Below are 25,017 nucleotides of genomic sequence, written 5' to 3'. Positions count from 1 at the left end.
TCTCAGGAAAGCACAGATCTCGCCTTGGTAACGGCGGTTTGGACCCTCTCGCGGTGTTCTTCATCCTTGTGCCCGTCGTACTTGAACTTCCCGCGCACCTCGTCGACGGTCAGCCGCAGGCCCCTGATGCCCGACAGCAGCCTGGGCATCCGCGCGGGGTCGCCCAGCGTGGGCTCGAGGTCGGCGAGCTGGCGCCTGAGCACGTCCAGCTTGCCCTCCTCGTCGGTGACGATCTCCGCCGTGCAGATCAGCTGCACGGCGGAGTAGTACGTCGTCGGCACCCCCAGCGTCGGGTCCGTGCCGGGCTCGGCGCGCCACTCACCCTTGATGTAGCTCCATGGTCCCGTCACCGACAGCACGACTCTCGGGTTCTCTTCGATCGCCTTCCAGACCGGGTTGGGCCTGGCCAGGTGCAGAAGTACCGTGCTGTCGTCGGCGAGGAGGAACTGGGTGGGAACGACCACCGGCACGTCCCTGCCGCGGCCTGCCGCGATCAGGGTGCCGAACTGGTGGTCACGGACGAAGGCGAGGGATTCGTCGAGCGAACCGGCATCCCAGGGATGAATAAGCATGCAGTGCACTTTATAGGGATTCGTAGACCCGGAGCAGCTCCTGGCTGACGCGCGCCCACGAGTAGCGCGATCTGGCCCGGTCGGCACCCGCGTACCCCAGCGCGGTCCGCCTGGTCGGGTCGGCGAGCAGTTCGCGGACGAGCCTGGCGGTCTGGGCGGGCCGGTCCGGCGGAACCAGCAGCCCGGTCACGCCGTCCACGACCGAGTCGAGGTGCGCGCCGACGGCCGAGGCGATGATCGGCACGCCGCAGGCCATGGCCTCCAGTGCGACCGTCCCGGCGGGGGCCTCGCGCGGCAGCGACATCACCAGGTCGGCGCTGCGCATGAGCTTGGCGACGGACGCCTTCGGCACCTGGCCGAGCACGGTGACCCGGTCGGCGACCCCGGCCTGCTCGGCGAGTGTCAGCAGCCGCCGGGCGTCGCGGTCGTCGGACAGCCCGTCGGCGGGCGGCCCGCCGGCCACGACCAGCTCGGTGTCGGGAACGGCCGCCAGCGCGCGGACCACCGTGGGCGCGCCCCTGTCGGGGGAGAGGGGGCCGACGTGCAGCAGCCGCCTGCGGGTGCCCCGCGCGGCCACCGCTCCCTGGCGGCGGAAGCGCTCGACGTCCACCCCGTACGGCACGACCGCGATGTGGTTGCGCGGCACGCCCATCCTGATCAGTTCGGACTCCTCGTCGCCGCACCCCGCGACGACGGCGTCCGCCCTGCGGCCGAGCACCTGCTCGAGCTTGAGGGTCTGGGCGGAAAGGACGGTCCCGGAGCTGTGGTGGAAGGTCTGGATGACCGGCACGCCGAGCCCCTTGGCGCCGGCCACGGCCGCGAGGCCGCCGGTCCACGAGTGGGCGTGGATGACGTCGGGGGTTTCCTGCCGCCAGCGTCCCATCAGGTAGGCGCCCACGTCGGGCAGGAAGGGCGCGACCTGGTCGGCGGTCAGATCCTCGGGGGGACCCGCGTCTATCGTCTCGACGGTGACGCCCTGGCTCAGCTTGGTCCTGGCCTTCAGGTCGGCGTCGTCGCGTCGGCTGTAGATCGTGACTCGATGCTCGCGGCCCAGCTCGCGGGCGACGGCGAGGATATGAGTGCGGCGCTTGTCAGAAGCGACAATGGCGATATGCATGACACACCTCAGGCAGGATGTCCTTCAGGTGTGCCTGCGTCTTAGGCACTCGACTACCCCATAGGCATACCCCAGGGCCGGAGGAAAGTAAACCTCTCCGGCTCAGGCCACCTTCAGTGCGAGCACCACGATCTCATCCCAGATCCGTCCTCCTGCGAAGCCGTGCCTGTCCTCCTCGATGGTCTTGACGACCGTTGCGGGCGTCTGCTCGACGCTGCGGGCCAGCACGTCGGCCAGCCGTTCCTCCCCGTAGGGCTCGCCGTGCTCGCCCCGCGAGGAGATGAGCCCCTCCGAGTAGAAGACCAGTGTCTGGCCGGGGGCCAGCTCGATCTCCTCCACCGCGGTCTCCGCCCGGTCCGCGATGCCCAGCGGCACCCCGCCTCCGGAGGCGAAGCGCACGCTTCCGTCCTGTTGCACGAGCGCGGCCGGGTGGTGGCCTGCCGAGCTCAGGCGGATGCGCCTGCCTTTCACGTACCCTGCGACGGCCATGACGAACATCCCCGAACGCTGCGTGACCAGCGCCTCGTTGACCTTGCGCATCGCCTCGTCGGGATCGTCCTCCCAGACGCTCAGCACGCGCAGCCCGCCGCGCACCATGGCGCTCACCGACGCCGCCTCCTCGCCCGAGCCGACGGCCCCGCCGAGGGAGAAGCCCCACCCGTCCTTCACCGGGAAGACGTCGTAGAACTCCGCGCCCACCGACGCGCCCTGGTGGTAGATCGCCGCGGCCTCGAAGCCGGGGATGTTGGGCAGGGTGCGCGGCACCACGCTGGCCGTCAGCGCCTCGGCGGCCTGCGAGCGGTCGTGGAAGCGGTCCTGGGCCGTCAGCGCCAGCCCGAGGTGCGCGCCGATCTCCTGCAGCAGCCCCAGATCGGCCAGCGTGTACGGCGGGCGGTCGTGCGAGCGCACCAGCGTCAGCACCCCCCTCACCGACCCCTCGGCCCCGATGGGCACGCACACGAGCGACCCGGCGCCCATCGCGGTCAGCAGCGGCCCCTCGAAGGAGGAGCCGAGCAGCGACTCGTCCTCCACCATCTCGTGCACGACCCCGGAGCCCTGGTCGAGCACCTGCGCGACGACGGGGCTCAACGCGGGATCGGCCCGCTCCACCAGCCTGACCAGCTCGCCGACCGGCTGGTCCTTCGGCCCCACCACGACCGACCTGCGCGGCAGCCCGTCGCGCACCACGTCGCCGATCACCCAGTCGGCCCACTCACCCGCCAGCAGCCTGGCCATTCTCGGCAACGCCACGGGCCTGAGCAGGCTCTCCTCGTCCAGCAGCAGCGCGGCCGTCCGCGACAACAGCTCCTGCCGCCGGGCCGCCATGATCAGCAGCGCCGCGTCCGACAGCTCGGGACGGCCGGCGCCCGGCTCGGGCAGCTGCACCTGCGTCGGCAGCACCACGGCGGCCACCATCTGCTGGGGCTCGCCGGGCATCGTCAGCCTGGTCAGGGAGAGCTGCGCCACGTGCGTGCGGCCCTGGTGGGTCAGCCTGGTCTCGAAGACGGCGCTCTGCCCCGTCTGCAGCACCGAGGTCAGGTGCGAGCGGAAGGCCGCCCGCCTCGGCACGTCGACCAGCAGCGGGAACGGCCGCCCGACCAGGAAGCCGTCGGGGCTTCCCAACAGCCTGGAGGTCTCGCTGTTGATCCGCCGAATGACGCCGCCGCCGTCCAGCACGATCACCGGGACGGGGAACATCCTGAACACCTGGCGCAGCAGCTTCAGCTCGCGCTGCGAGCCGCCCTGCCTGCCGCCCTGGCGGCGCTGGCCCCTGCTCAGCTCGGCCTTGGCCGCGGCGAGCAGGTCGGTGGCGGTGTCGAGCTCGGCCAGGGCCGCGTCGAGTGTCTGCGCCAGCTCACCTGGGTAGGCGGTTCTGGCGGCGCGGAGCGATGACACGCGCCCGGCGAGTTCTTCCAGGGCGTGTTCCAGCGCGGTCAGGCCGATGGGTTCGGTCACCTGTTTAATCTAGGCTCATTGGGAAGGAATCCGCCATGGCGAGAATGATCACCTCTGTGCTGGCACGCGATCTGGCGACGCTGGGGCGGGTCGGTGAGGACACCTCGAGTGAAAGCGTACTTCGGGGGCTCACCACGACCCTGGCCAGGGGCGTGCCCGGCTGTTCGGGGGGATCTGCCGAACTCTGGCGCGACGACAGGGTGCTGGTGTCCGGCTCGCACAGCGAGCTGATCATGCTGGTCGAGGGCGAGCGCGAGATCGGGGAGGGCCCGTCGATCGAGGCGCGCAGCACGCGGCAGCGCGTCGTGATCAGCGACGTGCTCCGCGACCCCCGCTGGGCCCGCTACTCCGGGCTGGCCACCAGGTGGGGCGTGCGTTCGGTGCTGCTGCTGCCGATCGAGATCGACCCCGTGCTGCTCGTGGTCGGCCTGTACGGCGTGCGTCCCGGGGCGTTCACCGCCCAGGCCGCGGCCCCGCTGGCCGAGATGCTCAGCGAGCAGGTCGGGGTGGCCATGGCCAACATGTGGGACTTCGACGAGGTCCGCACCGACGCCGCCCAGATGCAGGAGGCGCTCGCCGGACGGTCGATCATCGACCAGGCCAAGGGCATCATCATGAAGTCGAGCGGGTGCAGCTCGGAGGCGGCCTTCGAGGAGTTGCGCCGCGTCTCGCAGCACCACCAGGTCAAGGTCACCGATCTCGCCCGCCTGCTCGTCGAGGAGCACCAGCGCAAGAAGCGCTGAGGGCGGCTCAGCCCAGCGCGGTCAGCGCCTCGTCGAGAGTCTCGTAGAGCGGCAGCCGCTGCGCGAGCCCGGTGATCCACATCACCTTGGAGGGGGAGTAGCGCACTCCCACGAGCGCGAACCGCGCGCCCGCCGACGTGCTCGTCTGCCAGTGGTGCACGATCAGGCCCAGCGCCCTGGAGTCCATGAACGTCACGCCCGACAGGTCGAGGACCAGGTCGGGTCCGCTCGAGGCCACGACCTCCGAGAGGAAGTCGGCGAACTGCTCCCTGGTCGTGGCGTCGAGGATGCCGTCCACCTCGACCACCGCGAGGCCGCCCGCGGCCGACGACGTCAGGTTCAGGGCGGCCACCGGCCACTCACCGTTCTCCGACACCGTCACGAACGCCTCCCATTGATCCAACCCGGCAGAGCAACCTTACTGTCACAGCACAGGGGTTGAATACTCCACCCCAATGTGGGAAAAATGGAATCGAAGTCCAGCAGAGGGCTTTTGAGCGACCTCCAAAGAGGCGCGCCTCTGCCTGGGCTTTTTCGCTGTGCAGGGGCGGCCGGCGATACATATGAGGAGCACATGGCGATGGCTGTTCAGGAACTCGCCCTCGAAGAGATGACCGCCGAAGAGCTCTTGGCCGAGATGGTCAGGGAAGAGACCCCTGACTCCGTCAAGGAACGGCTCCGCGAGCGCGTGGTCGAGATGCACAGACCGCTGGCCACCGAGATCGCCAGGCGTTACCGCTACCGCGGCGAGCCGATGGAGGACCTGCTGCAGGCCGCCTACGTCGGGCTGATGAAGGCCATCAACGGCTTCGACGCCGGCCTCGGGCACGCCTTCAGGGGCTACGCCGTCGTCACCATGACCGGTGAGGTCAAGCGGCACTTCAGGGACCGTACCTGGGCGATCAGGGTGCCGAGGCTCTACCAGGAGCGTCGCTCGGAGCTCAACAGGCTGGTCTCCGACCTCAGCCAGGACCTCGGCCGCTCGCCGACCGTGGCCGAGCTGGCGGCGAAGATGAACATCTCGGAGGAGGACGTGCTGCTCACGCTCGACGCGTCGGCCGCCTACAGCACGCTCTCCCTTGACGCGCCGCTCGGCGCCGACGACGACGCCGCCTCTCTCGGAGACGTGATCCCCGAGGACGACGACACGCTCAACAACATGCTCGACCAGCAGGCCGTCAAGCCCCTCATCGACGCCCTGCCCACGCGGGAGAAGAACATCCTGCTGCTGCGTTTCTTCGGCAACATGACGCAGGCCGAGATCGCCGCGGAGTTCGGAATCTCGCAGATGCACGTCTCCCGCATCCTCCGCAAGGTCCTCGACCAGCTCAGGGCCGAACTGATCTCAGAACGCTAGGCGGTCTCCGAGGTGAACGAGGACGCAGGGCCTCCAGTCGAGGAACTGGCCTTCCGCCTCCCCGACCTTCCAGAGGTCCGTCACTTCGCCGCGGTCCACGCGCGTGACGCGGGCCTGTCCGAGGAGTGCGTCGGCGATCTCCTGATCGCCGTCAACGAGGTGGCCACCAACGCGGTCACCCACGGGACCTCGGGCAAGGCCCGGCTGCGCGTGTGGAACGAACGGGGCGACGTCGTCGTGGAGATCCACGACGACGGGCGCTGGAACGTGGTGGGGCGGCCCGGCAGCGCCGCCCCCACCCCGTACGCCACCCACGGCATGGGGCTGTGGGTGGCCCGCAAGCTGACCAACGGCATCACCTTCCGCACCGGACACGAGGGCAGCACCGTAACGATGCGGTTCGCGGGTAGAGGGGCGCGATGATCCCTTCCTGCCGGAGGCCGCGGCGGGCGACCTCGAACCCCGGCGCTGTTCTTCCGCAGGGACATCACAGCGCTGGGAGCGCTGACCCATCAGGAGGGGCCGTTGACACACATGGAAGGGGCGCCCCAGGCGGGGCGCCCCTTCCACGTGCCTGACCTTGCGACGTGCGCCTGAGCTAGCGACGCGTACGGCGCCAGCCGCCCTTGTAGCTGCCGAGGCTGGCCGTGCCGATTCCCGCCTGGTGAAGGGCGAGCAGGCACAGGCCGAGCAGCACGAAGGCTATGCCGCTGATCCCAGCGAGCTGGGTGTTGAGCAGATCGAGCAGGAAACCCAGCCCGAAGACGATCGCGGCGACGATGGCGAGCATGTCAGATCACCTTTCTCCCGAACCCAGCGTGAGCAGCTGGTCGAGCATCACGCGGTAGTCGCGCAGGGCCAGGCGAAGCTGCTCGGTGTCACCCTCGCCCGCGTTCTTCCACCGGTCGCGCAGTTCTGTCGTGCGAGAGGTCAGGGTGGAGACCAACTCCTCCACCAGCCGGTCGGCCCGCTCGACGGACTCTCGAGGTTCGTCGACGAACGAGCCTTGCAGCTCGCGCCAGCGGTTGCGCACCTGCTCGGGGTCCTGGTCCAGCAGGTGCTCGGACTTGGCGGGCGCCGTCTGGCCCTCGGTGGAGCCGGCGGGTTCCCCGGTTTCCGCGGTCTCCGCCGCGGGCTCGGTCGGCTCCGTGGTGGGCTCGCCTGGCTCTGTCGTGGGCTCGCCGGTCGAGTCCGCCGTCGTGGCCTCCGCTCCCTGCTCGTCGCGGGGCTCAGGCGTGGGCCCGGCCATGGGCTGCGTGCCGGGGTCGGTCTGGCCTGGATCCGTGACGCCCGCGACCAGGACGTCGCCCGTCCTGTCGTAGGGGTCGCGGTAACGCGCGTCGGGCTCGGCGCCGGACACCTGCTGCGGTTCCTGCCAGGCCTGCTCCCGCGCCTGCTCGTCCCGCGTCTGGTCGCCCTGCGTCTGGTAGCCCTGGATCCGCTCGTCCTGGATCCGGTCGTCCCTGGTCTGGCCCTCCCAGGTCTGACCGTGTTCCGACCTGGACTCGGCCGTCGCCTGGAAGTCGCGGTCGGTCCTGTCGTCCGTGGCGTCCGGGTCGTCCCGCTGGTCCTCAATGCGCTGTGGTGGCACCTGGAGCTCGTCCTTGACGTGCCGGCGCTCATCCATATCGTCACCGTCCTCCGGGTTCGTGACGGGTCGTGTTGGGCGAATCGTTCCGCAGCAGCTCGTCGAACAGCGCGCGATAGTGCACCATCGCCTGGCGGAGCTCCTCGGTGGAGGCCTCCTTCCTGGCGGCGCGCCCGCTGATCTCGTGGGCCTGCCGGTAGCGGTCAAGCGTCGCGCCATGACCCACGGACAGGGTGGAGATCTTCTCGTCGAAGTCGTCGGTCGGATATCCGCGGTCACTCATGACCGAGGTCACCAGCTGGTCGGCCTCGGTCACCGCGAACCCCGGCGCGTCGACGAAGCGCTCCTGCACCTCGAGCCAGCGCTTGGCGTAGTTCTCCCGGGTGTCGGAGTCGAGCTGGCGGATGTCGAGCTGGTCGAAGCGCTGCTCGCGGGCGAGCATCTCCTGCTCGGCGTCGCTCCTGCTCTCGTGCTCGGAGACCATGCGCTCGTATTCGGGGCCGAACCTGTCGCGGAGGCGAGCCCGGCGTTGCTGTTGCAGGACGACGTAGCCGATCGCGGCGATGGCTGCCACCACCACCACGACGACGGCCACCCAGATCAGAGTTTCCGTGGTCATCAGACGCCTCCGGGTCTGTCGTGATGGACCGTGATTGGCCATGCGACTGCCCTGGAAGCGGCCCTCGAAACGCCGCGATCAGCCTGCTTCGACGGCCTTCGTGGCACTCTCCAGCACCTTGGCGACGTGTGAGCCCGATGGGGAGGCAGGGACCTCGGTGAAGCCGGCCTCGGGGTCGTAGGCCACGTCGAGACCCTGCTCGACCAGCCTGCGCGCCCACCGCAGCGCGGTGTTGAGCCGCTCGGGCGCCACCCGCCCGCCCTGCGCGGCGGCCGAGAGGTTGCGCAGGTTGGTGGCCGGGCCGGACTGCGCGTGCGCGCGGCTGAGCGTCCAGGGCAGCGCCCCGCTGTGGTCCATCTGCGGCTTGGCCAGGCCCGCGGCCCGCTTCGCCTGCAGGACGCCCGACTCGCTCACGCCGAAGTGCGCGGCCAGTGCCTGCACGCTCATCCCCGCCTCGACCAGCCGGGCGAGCTCGGCCCTGTCGATCGTCGGCCTTCGCCCCACGATGCCCTCCACGCTCGCTGTGCCGTCCATTCTCACAGCTCGACGTGGTGACGGTACATCCATGCGAGCGAGTCGTCGCCCGCCGACCTCCTGAGGAATACCGGGAGCATCAGATCCCTGAAGACCCTGGCGACGGGTCCTGCCGCCTTGCTGTCGCTGATCTTCTTCGACCAGGCCACCACCCGTTCGACCCTGGCCCGCCGCCGGCGCTCGTAGCTCTCGAAGGCCGCCGCGTGTCCGTGCTCGTCGCGCAGGCACGCGGCCAGCACGATCGCGTCCTCGATCGCCATCGAGGCGCCCTGGCCCGAGCTGGGCGAGGTGGCGTGCGCGGCGTCGCCCGTGAGCAGCACCCTGCCGCGGTGCCAGGTCGGCACCGCGGGCAGGTCGTGGATCGGCAGCGCCAGCTCGACGGAGCCGCGGCCGACGAGCTCGGCCGATACGTTGTCGTCGCCCGCGAACGCCTCCACCAGTGTCGCCTTCCAGTCGGGTGGCACGTCGCCGAGCTCGCGCGGCAGGTTGGCGAACCACCAGGTCTCGCCCGAGTCGGACACCGTGTAGCCGAAGAACGCCTTCCTGCCGAAGATCATGTTGTAGACGCCGGGCTCGCCGGTGCGGCCGGTGTCCTTGACGATGCCGCCGAAGTTGTACAGGCCGCTGTAGCGGGGAGCGGGCGCGGCGGGGTCGAGGAGCGAGCGGGTGCGGGAGTGCACGCCGTCGGCCGCGATCAGGATGTCGCCGCTGGCCTCGGTGCCGTCCTCGAAGCGGGCGGTGACGCTCTTCTCATTCTCCTCGTACGAGACCAGGCGCCTGCCGTACGAGATCGGTATCCCGCGCCGGACGGCCTCGTCGCGCACGATGCGGTAGAGGTCGGCGCGCTGGATGGTGTGGCTGACGGTCCCGTCGTCGAGGGCCAGGCCGTTGGCGACCTCGCCGAGCCGCTTGCCCGTGCCGCTCCACATGACCATGCGCGGGGTGGGGATGCCCGCCTTCAGGACCTCCCGGTGGGCGTCCAAGGTACGCAGGGCGTCCAGGCCGTTGGAGGCGACGTTCAGGAACGAGCCGACGTTGTCGGCGGGCACGTCGTAGGCCTCGAAGATCTCCGCGTCGATGCCCACCCGCTGGAGCGCCATCGCGGTCGTCGGACCGCCGATGCCGCACCCGATGATCAGAGCCTTCATCGTGCTACCCTTCACTCAGTTATTTAGTTCGCTCGAACGAAATATATGGCGAAGGGGCAGGGGCTTGTCAACAGGTATTTCGGAGCACCGAAAGAATCTGCTTCAATCGCTGTTCCTGGCAGGACGGGAGAACAGCAACGCGGCCGTGATGTTCCACACGGCGGTCGCGGCCCGTATGGGGCTCGGGATGACGGAGGAGAAGGCGCTCGACCTGCTCCAGCGGCACGGGCCGCTGACCGCGGGGGAGCTGTGCGAGCACACGGGGCTCGCCCCCGCCTCGGTCAGCGGCCTGATCGACCGCCTGGAGGCCAAGGAGCTGGTCCGCCGCGTCCGCGACGCCCGTGACCGGCGGAGGGTCATCGTGGAGGTGAACCACGACAGGCTCGCCGGCTTCGGGGAGCTCTTCGACGACCTGGTGTCGGGGCTGACCGAGCTGTACGCGAGTTACAGTGACGAGCAGCTGGAGCTGATCCTCGACTTCCTCACCCGCGCCACGGCCGTCCAGCACGCCGCCACCATCCGCCTCGAGACCTGACGCGTACTGCCCGCCCTGGCGGGGCGCTCCGGCGGTCACCGCCACGGGTGCCGTCCTTGAGGGCGGAGCCGATGCCGGTCGGCGGCCCCCGGGTCCGTCCTACCTGTGGGCGGGTGGGAATCCGGCCTCGTGGAGGGCCTCCGTCAGCAGCCCGACCTGTTCGAGGCCGGGCGAGGTCGGGTGCAGCACCACGTCCGTGGCGCCGGCCTCCCGCAGTGCCGTCAGCTCGCCGCGCAGCTGCTCGACCGTGGTCAGGGTGTCGGCGCGCGCCATGGCGAAGAACGCGTCCCCGTAGTAGTGGCGGATGTACTCGTCGGCGACGGCGTCCGCGCGGTCGCCGAGGCCGAAGTAGCGTCCCGTCACGATCCTGGGCCGCCCCGGCCGTCCCGCCCGCTCCCATGCCGCGCGTACGGCGGTGGCCCCCTCCTGCAGCATGGACAGCCCGAACAGCGGAGCCACCCAGCCCTGGCCGTGCGTGGCGGCACGGGTGAAGGCCGCGGGCACCAGCCCGCCGAACAGCAGCGCGGGCCGTCCTTCGGGGAGCTCGGGCATCGGCCCGCCCTGACCGCTCAGCTTGCCCGTCCACGCCTGCGTCATCGTCGCCAGCGTCGCGTCCCAGAGCGCCGTCTTGCCCGTCTGCGGCACCTGGCTGGCGATGAAGTCGTCCGGCCATCCGCCCAGTCCGAGGCCCGCGGTGAGCCGTCCACCGGAGATCAGCTCGACCGAGGCCAGCTGCTTGGCCAGCAGGACCGCGTTGTTGCGCCAGCCGACGTTCAGCACCGTGGTGACCAGCTCGACCCGCGAGGTGCGGGCCGCGGCGGCGGCCAGAGCGGTCAGCGGTTCCACGTTGTCGTAGACCAGCCGGTCGATCACGCCGACGGCGGCGAAACCGGCGCGTTCGCCGTCGGCCGCCCACTGCCCCAGCGTGGTCATGTCGGTGCCGGGCACCGCGGCCGGCAGTCCGATTCCGATCCTCATGTCAGTGCTCCTGTCATAAATGGCGGCATTCCCCGGATGAAATCGGCAAGATCGCATCCAGCGGACACGACCAGGGCGATGCTCGATGGCGAGGCCGGAGCCCACCCGGCGTGCTCCGTCACACAACCGAACCTACGCACCGCGACCACCGCGGCTCTTGTACGAATCAGCCGCGTCGCGACGAGCCCGAGGAGCCGCCGCCATGTCGTTCACCGAAGAAGCGCTCGCCTACCTGCGGTCGCAGCCGATCGCGCGGATGGCGACCCACTCCGCCGACGGGCAGCCCGACGTGGTGCCCGTCGCGTTCGAGTTCGACGGGACCTACTTCTGGGTCGGCGGCTCGGGCTCGACCGTCGTCGACACCCGCAAGTTCCGCAACGTCCGGGCGGGCAACCACAAGGTCGCCCTGGTCATCGACGACATGGTGTCCTTCGAGCCGTTCGTCGCGCGGGGCGTGCGGATCTACGGCCATGCCGAGCAGCCGTACGAACGGGTCGGCATGGTGGGCCCGGGGATCTTCATCCGCATCACCCCGGTCGTCTCCTGGAGCTGGAACCTGGCGGGCGAGCCGATCGGCGACACCTGGTACGAGTCGCGGCGAACCGTCCACCGGGCACCGACCGGCTGACCCGGGCCCCGAACGCGCGGGCCCCGGGCGAGTTCTGGACACGGCCGTGCCCGCTCCGGCGGCCGGTGTCCGCTAGAAGAGGTTCAAGAGGAGGCCGGCCGCCGTCACCAGCGCGGACCCGGCGAGCGCCACGATCAGGATCACGCAGACGATCTTCACCCAAGGTCGCATCCAGCCATCCTGGTGCGCGACCGGCCGCGAGGCAAGGCGGTTACCGAAGGTCCGCAGAAAGCCTCGGCCTTCAGGCCGGAGATGAATGCGGTCCCCGTCAGGGGATGGCCCGCCGGTAGGCGGGGCAGCCCGGAGCGCGTAGCGCGGTTCTGGCAGCGGTCATGTTGGTCAGCGCTGTTGTTCGACCAGATGGACGTGCATCGCGGGAACCACCTGTCTGCCGTGCCGGTATTCGTCTGACACGGTCGCAGGCCAGACGATAACGTGTTCGAGTCTGCGGGACGTCAAGGTCGCGAAAGGGGGTGGTGTTCGGTGAAGCTGCGCTACAACTACCGGCTGTATCCGGACGCGCCCCAGCGGGAGTCGCTGGCCCGGACCTTCGGGTGTGTCCGCGCGATGTGGAACGACGCGCTCGCACGGCGCAAAGCCGCCTGGAAGGCCGGCCGGAGGCGGATCAGCGGCACGGAGTTGCAGAAGATCTGCATCACGGCTGCGAAGCGGACCCCTCAGCGGGAGTGGCTGGGCCAGGTGTCCCCGGTGCCGTTGCAGCAGTCGCTGCGTGGCCTGGACACCGCGTACCAGAACTTCTTCGAGTCGGTGTCGGGGAAGCGGAAAGGCCCGAAGATGGGTCTGCCCGTGTTCAAATCCCGCCATGATCACCGCCAGTCGGCCCGGTTCAACACCAACGCCTTCAAGCTCCGCGCCGGCGGCTGTCTGTATCTTGCGAAGATCGGCGAGGTCGAGGTCCGGTGGTCGCGCGAGCTGCCCGCTCCACCGTCCAGCGTGACGGTCATCAAGGACGCCGGCGGCCGGTACTTCGCCTCGTTCGTCATCGACGTGCCAGACGACAGCCAGACTCTTCCCGAGATAGAGGCGGAGACGGGAATCGACGTGGGGCTGACCCACTACGCGGTGACGTCCGAGGGCGAGAAGATCGCGAATCCGAAGTGGTTGCGCCGCCGGGAGCGCAAGCTCAAGAAACTCCAGCGTGCCCTGTCGCGCAAGCAGAAGGGGAGCGCCAATCGCACCAAGGCTCGGGTCGAAGTCGCCCGTCAGCATGCCAAAGTCGCCGACGCCCGTCGAGACTTCCTCCACCAGACCAGCACCACGATCATCCGCGAGAACCAAGCGGTGCATGTGGAAAGTCTGGCCGTGCGGGGCCTGGCACGGGGCATGCTCGCCAAGAGCGTCAATGACGCCGCCTGGGGCGCGTTCCTGCGGCTCCTGCAAGGCAAAGCAGCCCGGTACGGGCGCGCGTTCATCACCATCGACCGCGGGTATCCCTCCTCCCAGCTGTGCCCGTGCTGCGGCTGGAAGATCGGGAAACTCGCCCTAGACGTCCGTGAATGGGACTGCCCCTGCTGCGGCGAGCACCACGACCGCGACATCGCCGCCGCGCTCAACATCCTCGCCGAAGGCATCCGCCTTCGGTCCCCGAACGACGTGGCCGCCGGGCTGGCGGACACCCGAAACGACTGTGAAGGGCAGGTAAGACCAGGAACGGCAATCCCGACCCTGGCACCGCCCGAAACCTCCACCGCGCAAGCGGCGTAGAAGCAGCAGTAACCACCCCGTCGCGAGGCGGGAGAATCCCCGTCATTCATGGCGGGGAGAAGTCAAGACGACGCGTGTTGCCGTTCGCGGAAGGCGGCCGCCTTGGTACGGCTCCGGCACGCAGAGGAGCAGAACTGGCGGACGGCGTTGCGCGAGCCGTCCACGTAGACCCGGTCGCACATGACCGCCTGGCAGACGCCGAGCCTGCCGCCGAGATCGCTGCCGATCGCCAGGGCGAGCCCCGCGGCGCAGCCCGCGCTCCAGCCCACCGCGAGGGAGTCGTCGGGGCCGTGGAAGTGGACCTGCCACGGCTCCCCTGGAACCTGGTCGAGTTGCGGCCTGGCGCCCGTGTCGAGCAGGAGCGCGTTCACCACCCCCGCCGCCTCGGCCACCCGCTGGGCGTGCACGGCCTCGAAGACGCGGCGCATCTGCTCGGCGGTCCTGACGAGGTAGGCGGCCTCCTCGACGGTGATCGTACGGGGACCGGTGCCATGGGACGGCAGGGCCGCGTCGACCGCCGCGGGCAGGTCGTCGCCGCGCGGGGCCGTGTAGGGCCTGCCACGCTCGGCGCCGTCGGTCAGCACGTTGACCAGTGACACGGCCGCTTCCAGGAGGAGGGCCACGTGACCATCGAACATCACTTGACTGGTCACTCCTTCGACTCGTAGGGTCCGTGACCAACGTTAGCGTTTTCGCCGGTCACGGAGGTTGTCGTATGCGGTTCTTCGCGCGTGGTGAGCGGCTGCCTCGCACCGTACGGCTGCTCATCGTGGCACGCGCGGTCAACCGGCTGGGGGCGTTCTCCCTCTCGTTCCTGACCGTCCTGATCACCACCGAGTTCGGCGCGAGCCCGGCGACCGCGGGCCTCGTCTCGGCCGCGTTCGGGCTCGCGACCATTCCTTCACGCCTGTTCGGCGGGCTCCTCGCCGACCGGCTGGGCCGCCGGCGCACGATCATGCTGGGTCTGTGCGGATGCGCCGTCGCCCAGTTCGCCATCGCGGCCGCCGGCTCCCTGCCCGTGGTCGCCCTGTTCGCCGTCGTGCTCGGGCTGGTCTTCGAGCTGTACGAGCCGCCGAGCCAGGCGGTGATCGCGGACGCCGTCGGCGCCGGTGACCGGACCAGGGCCTACAGCCTCTTCAACGCCGCGCTGGCCGTGGGCGGCATGGGGGCCGGGCTGATCGCGGCCGGTGTGGGGCGATGGGACCTGCGCTGGCTGTTCGTCGTCGACGCGGTGACCTGCCTGGCGTGCGCGATCGTCGTGCGCGCCGTCCTGCCCGCGGACCCGCCCGGTGTCGCGCGCTCCGCGACCGCGCCGGCCGCCCGGGTCTCGGCCTGGCGGGATCCCGCCCTGCTCGCCATGTTCGCCTGCGGCACGCTGTTCGCGACCGTCTACATGACGATCATGATCGCGCTCCCGCTGTCCCTGCCCGAGCGCGGGATCGCGGCGACGGACGCGGGCCTCCTCTTCACCGTCTCGGCCGTCACCACTGTCGCGGGTCAGCCGCTGCTGCGCCTGAGCGCCGTGGCGGCGCTGTCCGCGCCCACGGCCCTGGCGGGGGGCGCCGTCCTGATGGCGGCCGGACTGGCCGGCTACGCCGTCGCCCCCACGCTGCCCGCCTACGTGGCGGCGACCGTGGTGTGGAGCGTCGGCGACCTGTTCATGGTGGGACGCGCGTACGCGCTGGTCGCCGAGCTCGCCCCGGTGGAGGCCCGAGGCCGCTACCTCGCCGCGTACGGCACCAGCTGGGGCCTTGCCACCATCGCGGCGCCGATCGCCGGCATCCAGCTCCTCGACCGCGCCGGGGCCGCGGGCTTGTGGGCGGCGACGGCGTGCGCCTGCGTCGCCCTCGCCGTCGCCCAGCTCGCGATCAGGCCGCTGCTGCGCCTGGACGCCGGGCGTCAGGCGGTGGTGTTGTGAGCCAGGACCAGGCGCAGGGCCTCCTCGCAGTCGCGCCGGTCGAGCGCGTCGACCAGGTCGGCGTGCAGGCGGTGGCGCTGGTGGAGCTCGGCGCGCGCCCTTTTCTTCCTATCGGAGACAGTAGCTAAGGCACCTGGAGCGCGACCTCGTAGCTCTCGACGCTCTCCACCGTCCCGCCGACGGCCGCGGCCGCCTCCTCGCGCACCTTGGCGGCCCGATCGGCACTGGACTGGAGGGCCCGCTCGTCCCGCCACAGGCTGATCGTCATGACCTTTCCGCTCGACCGGTCGACGAGCATGTACGCGTGCACGATGCCGTCCATTCCCGTGACCAGTTCGCGCGACCGTTCGAACCCCCTGATCGCGTCGTCGATCCGATCGGCGGGCCCCGTGTAGGTGCTCACGCGTGCATACATTTCTCCCCCTTGCGCAACGCTTCCCCGACTTCCTTCCCGGCTTTGACCAGGCGAATCGCCGGCCGCTGCCGCCTTCGGGCGGATCCGCCCCGACGCGCGAAGGAGGGGGGAGATAGGCCTGCGGCCTCGATGGATGGACTTCCCGATGGCATCGATGGCCGCATGGGGCCGTAGCCTCAGAACGGCAGGACGGCCGCGCCCAGGATGTGGGTCGAGTACGGGATCCTCGAAGGCGCCGTCCTCGGCGGGCCGCCGCTCGGCGAGGCCGTCGACGACCTCGATGTGATCCGGTGCGGCGGCGCGGGCCGCTTCGCGCAGCCGGGGCTCGGGCTCGATCGCCGGCATGCGGGTTACGGTGTCCGGGCAGTGGGCGAAGTCGCCATCACCACTCCACCGGAAGCTCGACGAGCCCACCGGTCAGCACGTCGGTGCGGACCCGCAGTTCCTCGACGGGCACGGCCAGCCGCATCGCCGGGAAGCGGGGGACGAGCTGGGAGAACACGGCCTGCAGTTCGATGCGGGCCAGCGGCGCGCCCAGGCAGTAGTGGGCGCCGTGCCCGAAGGTCAGATGCGCCGTGCCCTGCCGGCCGACCTCGAAGCGGTCGGGATCGCGGAAGGCGTCGGCGTCGTGGTTGGCGGCGCCGGTGTCGAGCAGGACCAGCTCGCCCGCGCGGATGGTGACGCCGTCGAGTTCGATGTCGACGCGGGCGTAGCGCGGGATCCCGCCGCCGCCCTTGTCGGGCGCGCGCAGCATCTCCTCCACCGCGGACGTGAGCAGCGCGGGATCGTCGACGAGGGCCCGGTGCTGGTCCGGGTGGGTCAGCAGCCACAGGGCGCCCATGCCGATCGCGACCACCGTGGTCTCGTGCCCGGCGAAGAGCATGAACATCGCCATCATGGCGACCTCCTCGTCGGGGACGCCCTCGGCGCACAGCCGGGAGATGAAGTCGTCGCCGGGCCGCTCGCGCTTGCGGGCCACGAGCCGCCTGCCGTACTCGAAGAGGTCGGCCAGCCCCTGGTTGGAGCGGTCGCGATCGAGGACGTCTCCCGCGGCCTGCGACCAGGCGCGGAACTGGCCGCGATCCTCGTACGGCACGCCGAGCAACTCGCAGATCACCAGGATGGGCAGCGGCACGGCCAGCGCCTCGTGCAGGTCGGCGGGTGAGGTCAGCCGGTCGAGGAGGCGGGTGGTCAGCTCCTCGACGCGGGGACGGAAGGCGCGCATGCGCTTGGGCGAGAACTGCGGCTGGAGCAGGGCCCGCATCCGGGCATGGTCGGCCCGCTCGGTGTCGAAGTCGCCCATCGGCCCGCCGAACAGGACTGATTCGCCGGTGCGGGCGGCGCGGTCCGGGTCGGGGTGCGAGCGGCCGAGCCGGTCGTCGGCCAGCAGGTCCCGAACGTAGGCGTAGCCGGTGACCAGCCACGCCTCGTGCCCGACCCGGGTGCGCACCCGGTGGATCGCCCCCTGGTCCTGGAGCCCGCGCAGCACCGGCGGGGGCTGGAGGAGATGGGGCTGCTCGAAAGGCAGCTGGACGGTCATGGTGTACTCCCTTTTGTATACTCGGGTGTAAATAAAGCTATATGTAGACTGCGCGGTAAACAAGAGGGGGGTTCGCGGTGACGGTGGAGCAGCCGGTCCGGCGCATGCGCCGGGCCGAACGACGCGAGCAGATCCTCGACGCGGCCACGCGCGCGTTCGCCCGCGCCGGGTTCACCGCGACCAGCCTCGACGACGTGGCAGGGGAGGCCGGGATCACCCGTGTGATCCTTTACCGGCACTTCGCGTCGAAGGCGGACATGTACCGCGCGGTCCTCGACCGGGCCTGTGTCCGGCTGGCCGACACGGTGGGCACCGACGACTTCGACGAGAACGCCCTCCCCTCGCTCCTCCGCGCCGCCTCCGCCGACCCCGACGGGTTCCGGCTGCTGTTCCGGTACGCCGCCAGGGAGCCGGAGTTCCGCGACCTGATCGACGTCATCACCGAGGGATCGAGGGAGATCGCGCGGCGCAACCTCGTCAGGCGCATCCCGCCCGGGCCCTGGCTGGAGTGGGCGGCGGGCCTGATCCCCACCGTGACCATCGAGGCGGTCATCTCCTGGCTGGACGCCGGGCAGCCGGACCCCGACCGGGCCGCCGACCGGATCGGGCAGGTCGTGGAGGGCGTCATCCAGGGCGCCCTGCCACACTGACCTGGTGACGGTGACCTGGTGATCGCTAGTCGCATTCCAGTCGTGGTTCGGGGGCGTACACGGTGTGGAACTTCTGCTTCCTGACCGTCTCGCCGTCCTTCTTGAAGATCCGCCAGACGTCGATCTTGAACCCTTCGACACCTCCCATGGGGATGCACTCCGGCCCCGATTCCCGCAAGGAGGGGAAGTCGCGCACGTCGTAGCGGGGCGAGCTCTCCGACTCGATCTCGAAGCGCTTGGTGCTCCAGAACTGGACCGTGATGGAGGTCCTGGTGTACGAGGTCGTGATCAGCACGCCGTACGGCGAGTCGTTGCGCCAGCGGAGGTCCGGCTGCGGGTAGGAGACGGTGGCCTCACGCCCGGCGGGGTAGCGGGAGATGTAGTACTGGTGCGGGACGTGCTGCACGTCCTCGAAGCCGCCGAAGAAGACCGCGTTGAACATCGTCGTCGCGAACTGCGACACCCCGCCGCCCACGTCGTTGACGAACCGGTTGTTCAGGATCATGGGCGCCTCCACGAATCCCCGTGCCCTGTCGCGCCTGCCGACGGCCTCATTGAGGGAGAACGTCTCGCCGGGCAGCACGACGTGCCCGTCGACGAGGTCGGCGATCCGGTGGATGTTGGTCACGCGGGGCGCGCAGCAGGGGTGACGGGTGGTGAAGGAGCCGACCTTCTCCTTGATGCCCAGGCCGGCCGCCTTCTCCGTGGTGAGCCTCGGCTCGGTCGCGCGCATGGGCGCCTCGACCGAGCGGCTGCCGTTCCGTGACAGGGCGGCCGAGACGGCCGGGCCCAGGGCGGCAACGTCCACCCCCGTCCCCGTCCGGGAGGGCATCACCTTGGGGACGCCGGCGGAGATCTCGAAGGACGCGTCCCTCGGCCGCCGGTCCTCGTCCACCAGCTTGGCGTCGAGGTCGGCGGCGAGATCGGAGGCGTCGAACCGGGGACGCAGCCCGCCCCGCCCGTCGGGGACGTAGCGCAGGCGGGCGGCGATCCGCTGCGGTGAGAGCTCGGCCTCCCTGTTCCCGCTGGTCAGCGTGAGCGGCGCCGCCACGGCCTCGCGCGCGCTCGTGGCGGCCACCTCGCGCACCCTCTCCGCGCTCACCCGTGGGGCGACCGTGCGAACCGGTACGGTGATCGCGCCGCTGCCCACCAGATAGGCCTGCTGGACGGCGCGCGCGGCGCCCTCCCGGTCGAGCCGCCGCCCGTCCTTCGGCAGCACCGGCTCGGGCGTGAGCCCGCGATAGGCGACGCCGCCTTCCCTGGGTGCTCTGTCGACCTTCTTCGCGACGTCCGCGACGGCCGCCGCCAGCCGCCTTCTGTCGATCGTGACCTGGGGTCGGAGGTCCCGCTGTCCGAACAGCGAGCGGGCGACGCCGACCGGCGTCATGGAGCCGTCTCGCGCGGCCGCGACCGTGGCCGCCGCGTCGAGCGCCAGGCCGAGGTCGCCCGGCCGCACGCGCACCTCGGTGTCCGCGGCGTCGAGCGTCAACGGGGCGGCGGCCCTCCCGGAGAGCTCCCGGACCAGCTTCGCCTCGGCGTCCGCCGATGACAGGCCGCCGATGTCGACGCCCGCCACCCGGGTCCGCGGCGGCACCTCTCCCGCCAGCGCGACGGCCGTCGCCGCGTATCCGAGAACGGGCACGAGGATCAGCACGATGACGACGGCGACCCATCGTCGCCTGCCGCGGGGTGTCCGGCGGAGAAAGGGCAACCGCATGGAGATCAGCTCGCTGAGGTCCAGTAGGGAGTGGTTTCGCCCGGCAAACGGGCACGACCCGACTACCCCGCGAACGAGCCGCCATGTTCGCGGTCGCTCAGCGGACGTCCAGCACGGCCTTGCCCCGCACCCGGCGGCCGACCAGCGCGTCGGCCGCCTCCAGCGCCCGCTCCCAGCTCCCGCGCCACCCCACCTGCGCGTCCAGCTCGCCCCTTTCGAGCAGGCCGACGAGGGTGGCGAGGTCGGCGCCGAGAGGTGTGGAGATGTTGAACGTCTCCAGGCGCCCGCGGTCCACCCGGGTCCGCGCCTCCTCGAAGTCGATCAGCGTCGGCTCGCGCGAGGCCATGCCGATGGCCTGGACGACGCCGCCGTCCTCCAGCCGGTTGTACGCCTGGGCGAGCTGGGCTCCGCCGACGTTGTCCAGCACGCCGTACACCCTGCCCTTCAGGTTCTCCGGCCCGATGACCACCTCGGCCGCGCCGAGCTCGAGCAGCCCGTCCGCGCGGGCGGGGCCGCCGACGGAGGCGATGACGTGCGCGCCGGCGCGGGCGGCGAGCTGGACCGCGTACCGCCCGACGCCGCCGGACGCGCCGGTGACCAGCACGCGGCGGCCGATCAGCGAGCCCAGCCGCCGCACCGCCTGCAGCGCGGTGACGCCCGCCACCGGCAGCGCGCTCGCCAGACCCAGGTCGACGCCCTCGGGCACCACGGCCAGCTCGGCCGTGTCGACGGCCCGCAGCTCGGCCCAGGCCCCGGCCCAGCCGAACGTCACCACCCGCGTGCCTGCGGCCGGGCCCGACCCGTCGGCGGCGGCGCGCACGACCACACCGGCGGCGTCCCACCCGGAGACGTGTCCGGGGCGCCCCGACCGGAATGCGATCTCGCCGAAGTTGAACGACGTCGCGGACACCTCGACCAGCGCCTGCCCAGTGGAGGGCACCGGATCGGGCGCCACGCCCAGGGACAGCTGGTGGGGAGCGGACGGGTCGTGGACGAGGGCTCGCATCGGCTGCTCCTTCACTCGGGGAGTTACGGCTCGAGCCTCGCCGACGGTCCGCACGATCGGCTGACGGTCCACGCATGGCGGGACGGAACGGCGCGTCGGCGTCGGCGCCGGCGTGTGAGGATGGGGTGATGGGGCGCACGATGACGGCCTGGGTGGTGCGGCGCCCTGGTCCCATGGAGACGCGGCCGCTGGAGCGGGTGCGCCTGCCGGTGCCGGAGCCCGCTCCCGGCGAGGTCCTGATCCGGGTGGAGGCGTGCGCGGTCTGCCGTACCGACCTGCACCTGGCCGAGGGCGACCTGGCGCCGAGGCGTCCCGGGACGGTCCCCGGCCACGAGGTGGTCGGCCGGGTCGTCGGCCGTGGCCCGGAAGCCGGCCGGCTCGGCGACGGCACGCGGGTAGGCGTGGCGTGGCTGCGCGCCACCTGCGGAGCGTGCCGCCACTGTGCCCGCGGTGCCGAGAACCTGTGCCCGCACTCGCGCTACACCGGCTGGGACGCCGACGGCGGCTACGCCGAGTACCTGGTCGCGCCGCAGGACTTCGTCTACCCGCTGCCCGGCGACCAGCCCGCCGACGCGCTCGCCCCGCTGCTGTGCGCGGGCATCATCGGCTATCGGGCGCTGGTCCGCGCCGAGCTGCCGCCGGGCGGACGGCTGGGCGTCTACGGGTTCGGCGCCTCGGCGCACCTCACCGCGCAGGTCGCCGTCGCCCAGGGGGCCACGGTGCATGTGCTGACCAGGGCCGCCGCGGCCCGGCGGCTGGCACTGGAGCTCGGGGCGGCCTCGGCGAGCCCGGCCGACCAGGCTCCGCCCGAGCCGCTTGACTCCGCCATCCTGTTCGCCCCGGTCGGCGATCTCGTCCCGGTGGCGCTGGCGGCCCTGGATCGGGGCGGCACGCTTGCCGTGGCCGGGATCCACCTCACCGACGTGCCGCCGCTGAACTACCAGGACCACCTGTTCCAGGAGCGCACCCTGCGCAGCGTCACCGCCAACACCCGCGCGGACGGCCTGGCCCTGCTGGAGTTCGCGGCCCGCCACCCGTTGCGCGTCGCCACCACGCCCTACGAGCTGGGCGAGGCCGACCGTGCCCTGTCCGACCTGGCCGCCGATCGTGTCACGGGCGTCGCCGTCCTGCACATGGGCGGCTGACGCGCCTAGCCCTTCACCGAACCGGCGAAGCTGAAGGAGCTGGCGAGGTACTTGTTGACGGCGACGTAGAGCACCACGGCCGGAGTGGTGTAGAGGATCGAGAAGGCGGCGAGCTCGCCGTAGGCCACCTGCCCGTGCTGCGAGAAGAACGTGAAGATCGTCACCGCGGCCGGCTGCTTCTCGGGGCTGTCGAGCAGGACGAACGGGGCGAAGAAGTTCCCCCACTGCCCGACGAACACGAAGATGGCCACCACCGCGATGCCCGGCGCCATCAGCGGCCCCACCACGCTGGTCAGCGAGCGGACCCAGCCCGCGCCGTCCACCCAGGCCGCCTCCTCCAGGCTGACGGGCACGCCGTCCATGAAGGTCTTCATCATCCAGATCGAGAACGGCAGCGAGCTGGCCGCGAGGAACAGCACCATGGCCGGAACCGAGCCGTAGAGGTTGAACCTGAAGAACATCGCGTAGACCGGCACCATGATCGCGGTCACCGGCAGGCCGGTGGTGAACAGCAGCGTCAGCATGAAGTGGCGGCGGTAGCGCAGCTGGTAACGGGAGAGCGGGTAGGCGGCCAGCCCGGAGACGATCACGGTGAGCACCGCCGTGGCGCCTGAGATCACGATCGAGTTGATCAGCGGGAGGAAGACGGTCTCCCAGTTCAGCACGGCCCTGAAGTTGTCCAGGGAGAACGCGAACGTCGGCTTGGCGGCCAGGTTGGCGCCCGGCTGCACCGAGGCGATCAGCACCCAGAGGAAGGGCCCGGCGAAGGCGAGGGTGATGAGCAGCAGCGACAGCCACGCCGCGCCGCGGGCCGCGAGGCGGGTCATGCGACGTCCTCCACCTTGATCAGCCGCAGGTAGACGAGGGAGAACAGCGCGCCGATCACCAGCATGACGAGGGCGATCGCCGAGCCGTACCCGATCTCGAAGTAGCGGAAGGCCTGCTCGTACATGTACAGCGGCGTCGTCTGGCTGGCCGTGCCGGGGCCGCCGCCGGTGAGGGCGTAGATCAGCCCGAAGCTGGCCAGCGTCTGCAGGGTGATCAGCATCAGGTTGGCCATGATGGACCTGCGGATCAGCGGCAGCGTGACGTGCAGCAGCCGCCGCCACGGCCCCGCGCCGTCGACCGCGGCCGCCTCGACCAGGTCGGCGGGCACCTCCGACAGCGCGGCGGAGTACACCAGCATCGAGAACGCGGTGCCGCGCCAGATGTTGGCCAGCACCACCGCCACCATGGGCGCGGTGTACAGCCACTCCTGGGAGAGGCCGAGCACGGTGTTGAGCGTGCCCTCCTCGGCCAGGAAGGAGAACCAGCACACCGCGGCGACGACCTCGGGCACCACCCACGCGGCGATGACGACCCCGTTCACCACGCTGCGCGTGACCCGGCCCCTGCCGCGCTGGAGCAGCGCGATGATCAGGCCAAGCGTGTTCTGCCCGATGACCGCCGAGCCGATCACGAAGACGAAGGTGAGCGCGAAGGAGTTGAGGAAGTTCGCGTCACCGAACAGCCTGACGAAGTTGGCGACGCCGACGAACTGCGAGTTCACCGAGGCCGAGCCGGTCAGCGTCTCGTTGGTGAAGGCGATGTAGACGTTCCACAGGATCGGCCCCGCCATGAAGATCGCCATCAGCAGCAGCGCGGGGCCGAGCGGCACCAGCCAGCGCAGCACCCCGCGGCGTGACGGCCTCCGCACGGGAGAGCCCGTCACGCGCGGGGAGGGCGCGGTGGTGGTGACGGTCATCGGGCGAGGACTTTGTCGGCGCCGCCCACGACGCCGGGCAGCGCCTTGGCGTAGTCGGCGGCGGCCTCCTCAGGGCTCTTCGATCCGCTCGTGACGGCCTCCATGGCCTCCTGGATCTGCGCCGACACCTTCGGGTACGCCTCGTACGCGGGCCGGTAGTGGGTCACGGAGGCCAGGTCGGTCCAGAACTTGATGCTCGGGTTCTCGGCGGAGTACTTCGGGTCGGCGGCGACGTCCTTGCGCGCGGCGAGGTCACCGGTGCCGACGGAGTACGTCATGGAGTTGTCCTTGTTCGTCGCCACGGTGATGAAGTCGAAGGCCTCCCTCTTGTGCTTGGTGTAGGAGCTCATCGCCATCACCCAGCCGCCCGACATGCTGACCGCGCCGGGGGCCTCGCCGTTCTGGGTCGGCATGGGGGTCCAGCCGATCTTGTCCTTCCACTCGGGCCACGGCTGGGTGCTGGTCGGCGTCCAGCCCGCCGAGACCCAGGCGCCGTCGAGGGCGATGCCCAGCTTGGCCGCGGGGAACCACTCGTAGAGGATCTTCTGCGCGAGCTTGGCGTTGTGCGCGTCGGCGAGCTTGGGGCCGAGCTCCTCGCGGTAGACGGTGTTGACGAAGGTCAGGGCGTCGGTGAAGTTCTTGCCGCCGGCCACCCACTTCTTCTGGGCGTCGTCGTAGAGGGTGCCGCCCGGCGTGCCGTACAGGAGCATCTCGAAGCCCTGCATGGTCGCGGCCTCGCCGTGGATCTTGGTGGAGTACATGCTGAAGGGGATGACGCCGGGCGCCTTCTGCTTGATCGTGCGCGCCGCGGTCAGCACGTCGTTCCAGGTCTTCGGCTCCCACGGCACGGGCAGGCCCGCCTTGGCGAAGACGTCCTTGTGGTACCAGAGGCCGCGGGTGTCGGTGCTGATCGGCACCCCGTAGATCTTGCCGTCGCCGCCCTTGGCGGCCTGCTTGACCGAGTCGGGGAACTGGGCCTGCCAGTCGGGCCAGGTGGCGAGGAGGTCGTCGAGCGGGGCCAGCTTGCCCGCGGCGACGTCGGCGTTGACCTGGAAGGTGTCGTGGTAGTAGAGGTCGGGCGCGGAGTCGGCCGACCGGTTCAGCAGCGCCAGCTTGGTGTAGTAGGCCTCGTTGTTGCCCTGGACGGGAGTCAGCTTGATCGTGACGCCTGGATGGGTGGATTCGTACTGCTTCTTCGCGTCGCCGAGCATCTTCTCCAGATGGGGCCAGGTGGGCTCGACCTTGTAGAGGACCTCGATCTCCTTGCCACCGGCGGATTCCTGCTCGGGCTCGGCGCCACACGCGGCGGCGGCGACCGCTAACGCCAGGAGCGAGCCGGCCAGCGCACGTCTCATCACGGCCTCCCGTGGTTTCCTTGGGAT

Annotated in this window: 27 protein-coding genes; 9 read left to right on the top strand and 18 right to left on the bottom strand. The window is 70.7% G+C overall.

The features are described 5' to 3' along the window. Nucleotides 1-2: 2 nt before the first annotated feature. The 3 genes from H4W81_RS19800 to H4W81_RS19790 all read right to left on the bottom strand — a co-directional run bounded on the left by H4W81_RS19800 (nt 3) and on the right by H4W81_RS19790 (nt 3,645). Nucleotides 3-572: an FMN-binding negative transcriptional regulator gene (locus H4W81_RS19800; RefSeq protein WP_192776176.1), complete on the bottom strand. Its 570-nt coding sequence runs from the start codon at nt 570-572 to the stop codon at nt 3-5. Nucleotides 573-582: 10 nt separating this feature from the next. Further along, a complete protein-coding gene (locus H4W81_RS19795) occupies nt 583-1,689 on the bottom strand; it encodes a glycosyltransferase (RefSeq protein WP_192776175.1) in 1,107 nt (368 codons plus the stop codon). 102 nt (nt 1,690-1,791) lie between these two features. After that, a complete protein-coding gene (locus H4W81_RS19790) occupies nt 1,792-3,645 on the bottom strand; it encodes a SpoIIE family protein phosphatase (protein ID WP_318781833.1) in 1,854 nt (617 codons plus the stop codon). Nucleotides 3,646-3,680: 35 nt separating this feature from the next. Between H4W81_RS19790 and H4W81_RS19785 the strand changes: the two genes are divergently transcribed. After that, nucleotides 3,681-4,388: a GAF and ANTAR domain-containing protein gene (locus H4W81_RS19785; RefSeq protein ID WP_192776174.1), complete on the top strand. Its 708-nt coding sequence runs from the start codon at nt 3,681-3,683 to the stop codon at nt 4,386-4,388. A 7-nt stretch (nt 4,389-4,395) separates the two neighbouring features. On the opposite strand, the gene H4W81_RS19780 is transcribed toward H4W81_RS19785, so the two are convergent. Then, a complete protein-coding gene (locus tag H4W81_RS19780; RefSeq protein WP_318781832.1) occupies nt 4,396-4,770 on the bottom strand; it encodes an STAS domain-containing protein in 375 nt (124 codons plus the stop codon). 198 nt (nt 4,771-4,968) lie between these two features. On the opposite strand from H4W81_RS19780, the gene H4W81_RS19775 reads away from it, so the two are divergent. Together H4W81_RS19775 and H4W81_RS19770 are read left to right on the top strand one after the other, a co-directional pair. Further along, complete coding sequence (locus H4W81_RS19775; protein ID WP_192776173.1) at nt 4,969-5,745, top strand: SigB/SigF/SigG family RNA polymerase sigma factor; 777 nt, start codon at nt 4,969-4,971, stop codon at nt 5,743-5,745. A gap of 12 nt (nt 5,746-5,757) precedes the next feature. Further along, nucleotides 5,758-6,168: an ATP-binding protein gene (locus H4W81_RS19770; RefSeq protein ID WP_192776172.1), complete on the top strand. Its 411-nt coding sequence runs from the start codon at nt 5,758-5,760 to the stop codon at nt 6,166-6,168. Nucleotides 6,169-6,343: 175 nt separating this feature from the next. On the opposite strand, the gene H4W81_RS19765 is transcribed toward H4W81_RS19770, so the two are convergent. The 5 genes from H4W81_RS19765 to H4W81_RS19745 all read right to left on the bottom strand — a co-directional run bounded on the left by H4W81_RS19765 (nt 6,344) and on the right by H4W81_RS19745 (nt 9,634). Next, nucleotides 6,344-6,535: a hypothetical protein gene (locus tag H4W81_RS19765; protein ID WP_192776171.1), complete on the bottom strand. Its 192-nt coding sequence runs from the start codon at nt 6,533-6,535 to the stop codon at nt 6,344-6,346. A 6-nt stretch (nt 6,536-6,541) separates the two neighbouring features. Beyond that, complete coding sequence (locus H4W81_RS19760) at nt 6,542-7,372, bottom strand: hypothetical protein (RefSeq protein WP_192776170.1); 831 nt, start codon at nt 7,370-7,372, stop codon at nt 6,542-6,544. 4 nt (nt 7,373-7,376) lie between these two features. Continuing rightward, nucleotides 7,377-7,952 (bottom strand): hypothetical protein, encoded by a 576-nt coding sequence (locus H4W81_RS19755; RefSeq protein WP_192776169.1) that lies wholly within the window; start codon nt 7,950-7,952, stop codon nt 7,377-7,379. A gap of 78 nt (nt 7,953-8,030) precedes the next feature. After that, the gene (locus H4W81_RS19750) at nt 8,031-8,486 is read right to left on the bottom strand and encodes a helix-turn-helix domain-containing protein (RefSeq protein WP_225958701.1); all 456 of its coding nucleotides are present in this window, start codon (nt 8,484-8,486) and stop codon (nt 8,031-8,033) included. Nucleotides 8,487-8,488: 2 nt separating this feature from the next. Continuing rightward, nucleotides 8,489-9,634: an FAD-dependent monooxygenase gene (locus tag H4W81_RS19745; protein WP_192776168.1), complete on the bottom strand. Its 1,146-nt coding sequence runs from the start codon at nt 9,632-9,634 to the stop codon at nt 8,489-8,491. 148 nt (nt 9,635-9,782) lie between these two features. On the opposite strand from H4W81_RS19745, the gene H4W81_RS19740 reads away from it, so the two are divergent. Then, the gene (locus tag H4W81_RS19740; protein ID WP_225959896.1) at nt 9,783-10,169 is read left to right on the top strand and encodes a MarR family winged helix-turn-helix transcriptional regulator; all 387 of its coding nucleotides are present in this window, start codon (nt 9,783-9,785) and stop codon (nt 10,167-10,169) included. Nucleotides 10,170-10,268: 99 nt separating this feature from the next. Here the strand turns inward: H4W81_RS19740 and H4W81_RS19735 are convergent, their stop codons facing one another. After that, nucleotides 10,269-11,147: an LLM class flavin-dependent oxidoreductase gene (locus tag H4W81_RS19735; protein WP_192776166.1), complete on the bottom strand. Its 879-nt coding sequence runs from the start codon at nt 11,145-11,147 to the stop codon at nt 10,269-10,271. Nucleotides 11,148-11,349: 202 nt separating this feature from the next. Here H4W81_RS19735 and H4W81_RS19730 point away from each other — a divergent pair, with 202 nt between their 5' ends. Then, nucleotides 11,350-11,775 carry a PPOX class F420-dependent oxidoreductase gene (locus tag H4W81_RS19730; RefSeq protein ID WP_192776165.1) on the top strand — a complete coding sequence of 142 codons (426 nt, stop codon included), beginning with the start codon at nt 11,350-11,352 and terminating at the stop codon, nt 11,773-11,775. Between the two features lie 483 nt (nt 11,776-12,258). Beyond that, on the top strand, nt 12,259-13,500 hold the full coding sequence (locus tag H4W81_RS19725) for an RNA-guided endonuclease InsQ/TnpB family protein (RefSeq protein ID WP_192776164.1): 1,242 nt from the start codon (nt 12,259-12,261) through the stop codon (nt 13,498-13,500). Between the two features lie 62 nt (nt 13,501-13,562). Here the strand turns inward: H4W81_RS19725 and H4W81_RS19720 are convergent, their stop codons facing one another. After that, nucleotides 13,563-14,138 carry a CGNR zinc finger domain-containing protein gene (locus H4W81_RS19720; protein WP_192780911.1) on the bottom strand — a complete coding sequence of 192 codons (576 nt, stop codon included), beginning with the start codon at nt 14,136-14,138 and terminating at the stop codon, nt 13,563-13,565. 77 nt (nt 14,139-14,215) lie between these two features. On the opposite strand from H4W81_RS19720, the gene H4W81_RS19715 reads away from it, so the two are divergent. Continuing rightward, nucleotides 14,216-15,418, top strand: a complete 1,203-nt coding sequence (locus tag H4W81_RS19715) for an MFS transporter (RefSeq protein WP_225958700.1) — start codon at nt 14,216-14,218, stop codon at nt 15,416-15,418. A 124-nt stretch (nt 15,419-15,542) separates the two neighbouring features. Here the strand turns inward: H4W81_RS19715 and H4W81_RS19710 are convergent, their stop codons facing one another. Together H4W81_RS19710 and H4W81_RS19705 are read right to left on the bottom strand one after the other, a co-directional pair. Then, on the bottom strand, nt 15,543-15,821 hold the full coding sequence (locus H4W81_RS19710; protein WP_192776163.1) for a hypothetical protein: 279 nt from the start codon (nt 15,819-15,821) through the stop codon (nt 15,543-15,545). Nucleotides 15,822-16,215: 394 nt separating this feature from the next. After that, the gene (locus H4W81_RS19705) at nt 16,216-17,373 is read right to left on the bottom strand and encodes a cytochrome P450 (protein ID WP_192776162.1); all 1,158 of its coding nucleotides are present in this window, start codon (nt 17,371-17,373) and stop codon (nt 16,216-16,218) included. A 77-nt stretch (nt 17,374-17,450) separates the two neighbouring features. On the opposite strand from H4W81_RS19705, the gene H4W81_RS19700 reads away from it, so the two are divergent. Then, nucleotides 17,451-18,023 (top strand): TetR/AcrR family transcriptional regulator, encoded by a 573-nt coding sequence (locus tag H4W81_RS19700; protein ID WP_318781831.1) that lies wholly within the window; start codon nt 17,451-17,453, stop codon nt 18,021-18,023. Nucleotides 18,024-18,048: 25 nt separating this feature from the next. Here the strand turns inward: H4W81_RS19700 and H4W81_RS19695 are convergent, their stop codons facing one another. Both H4W81_RS19695 and H4W81_RS19690 read right to left on the bottom strand, forming a co-directional pair. Further along, a complete protein-coding gene (locus H4W81_RS19695; RefSeq protein ID WP_192776161.1) occupies nt 18,049-19,740 on the bottom strand; it encodes a VanW family protein in 1,692 nt (563 codons plus the stop codon). Between the two features lie 97 nt (nt 19,741-19,837). Further along, a complete protein-coding gene (locus H4W81_RS19690) occupies nt 19,838-20,746 on the bottom strand; it encodes a zinc-binding dehydrogenase (RefSeq protein ID WP_192776160.1) in 909 nt (302 codons plus the stop codon). A gap of 128 nt (nt 20,747-20,874) precedes the next feature. Here H4W81_RS19690 and H4W81_RS19685 point away from each other — a divergent pair, with 128 nt between their 5' ends. Then, nucleotides 20,875-21,891 (top strand): zinc-binding alcohol dehydrogenase family protein, encoded by a 1,017-nt coding sequence (locus tag H4W81_RS19685; RefSeq protein WP_225958699.1) that lies wholly within the window; start codon nt 20,875-20,877, stop codon nt 21,889-21,891. A gap of 5 nt (nt 21,892-21,896) precedes the next feature. Here H4W81_RS19685 and H4W81_RS19680 read toward each other — a convergent pair whose 3' ends face one another. The 3 genes from H4W81_RS19680 to H4W81_RS19670 are packed head-to-tail and all read right to left on the bottom strand — an operon-like array spanning nt 21,897 to nt 24,990. Continuing rightward, nucleotides 21,897-22,718, bottom strand: a complete 822-nt coding sequence (locus H4W81_RS19680; protein ID WP_192776159.1) for a carbohydrate ABC transporter permease — start codon at nt 22,716-22,718, stop codon at nt 21,897-21,899. Next, entirely contained in the window at nt 22,715-23,635 is a 921-nt protein-coding gene (locus H4W81_RS19675) for a carbohydrate ABC transporter permease (RefSeq protein WP_192776158.1), read from the bottom strand. Before H4W81_RS19675 ends, H4W81_RS19680 begins: the two co-directional genes overlap by 4 nt. Then, entirely contained in the window at nt 23,632-24,990 is a 1,359-nt protein-coding gene (locus H4W81_RS19670; protein WP_192776157.1) for an extracellular solute-binding protein, read from the bottom strand. The genes H4W81_RS19675 and H4W81_RS19670 overlap by 4 nt, the downstream gene beginning before the upstream one ends. Between the last annotated feature and the right edge of the window lie 27 nt (nt 24,991-25,017).

Origin of the sequence: Nonomuraea africana (genome assembly GCF_014873535.1) — a bacterium.
Lineage (GTDB): Bacteria > Actinomycetota > Actinomycetes > Streptosporangiales > Streptosporangiaceae > Nonomuraea > Nonomuraea africana.
This window is presented reverse-complemented; position numbering and strand designations above follow the sequence as displayed.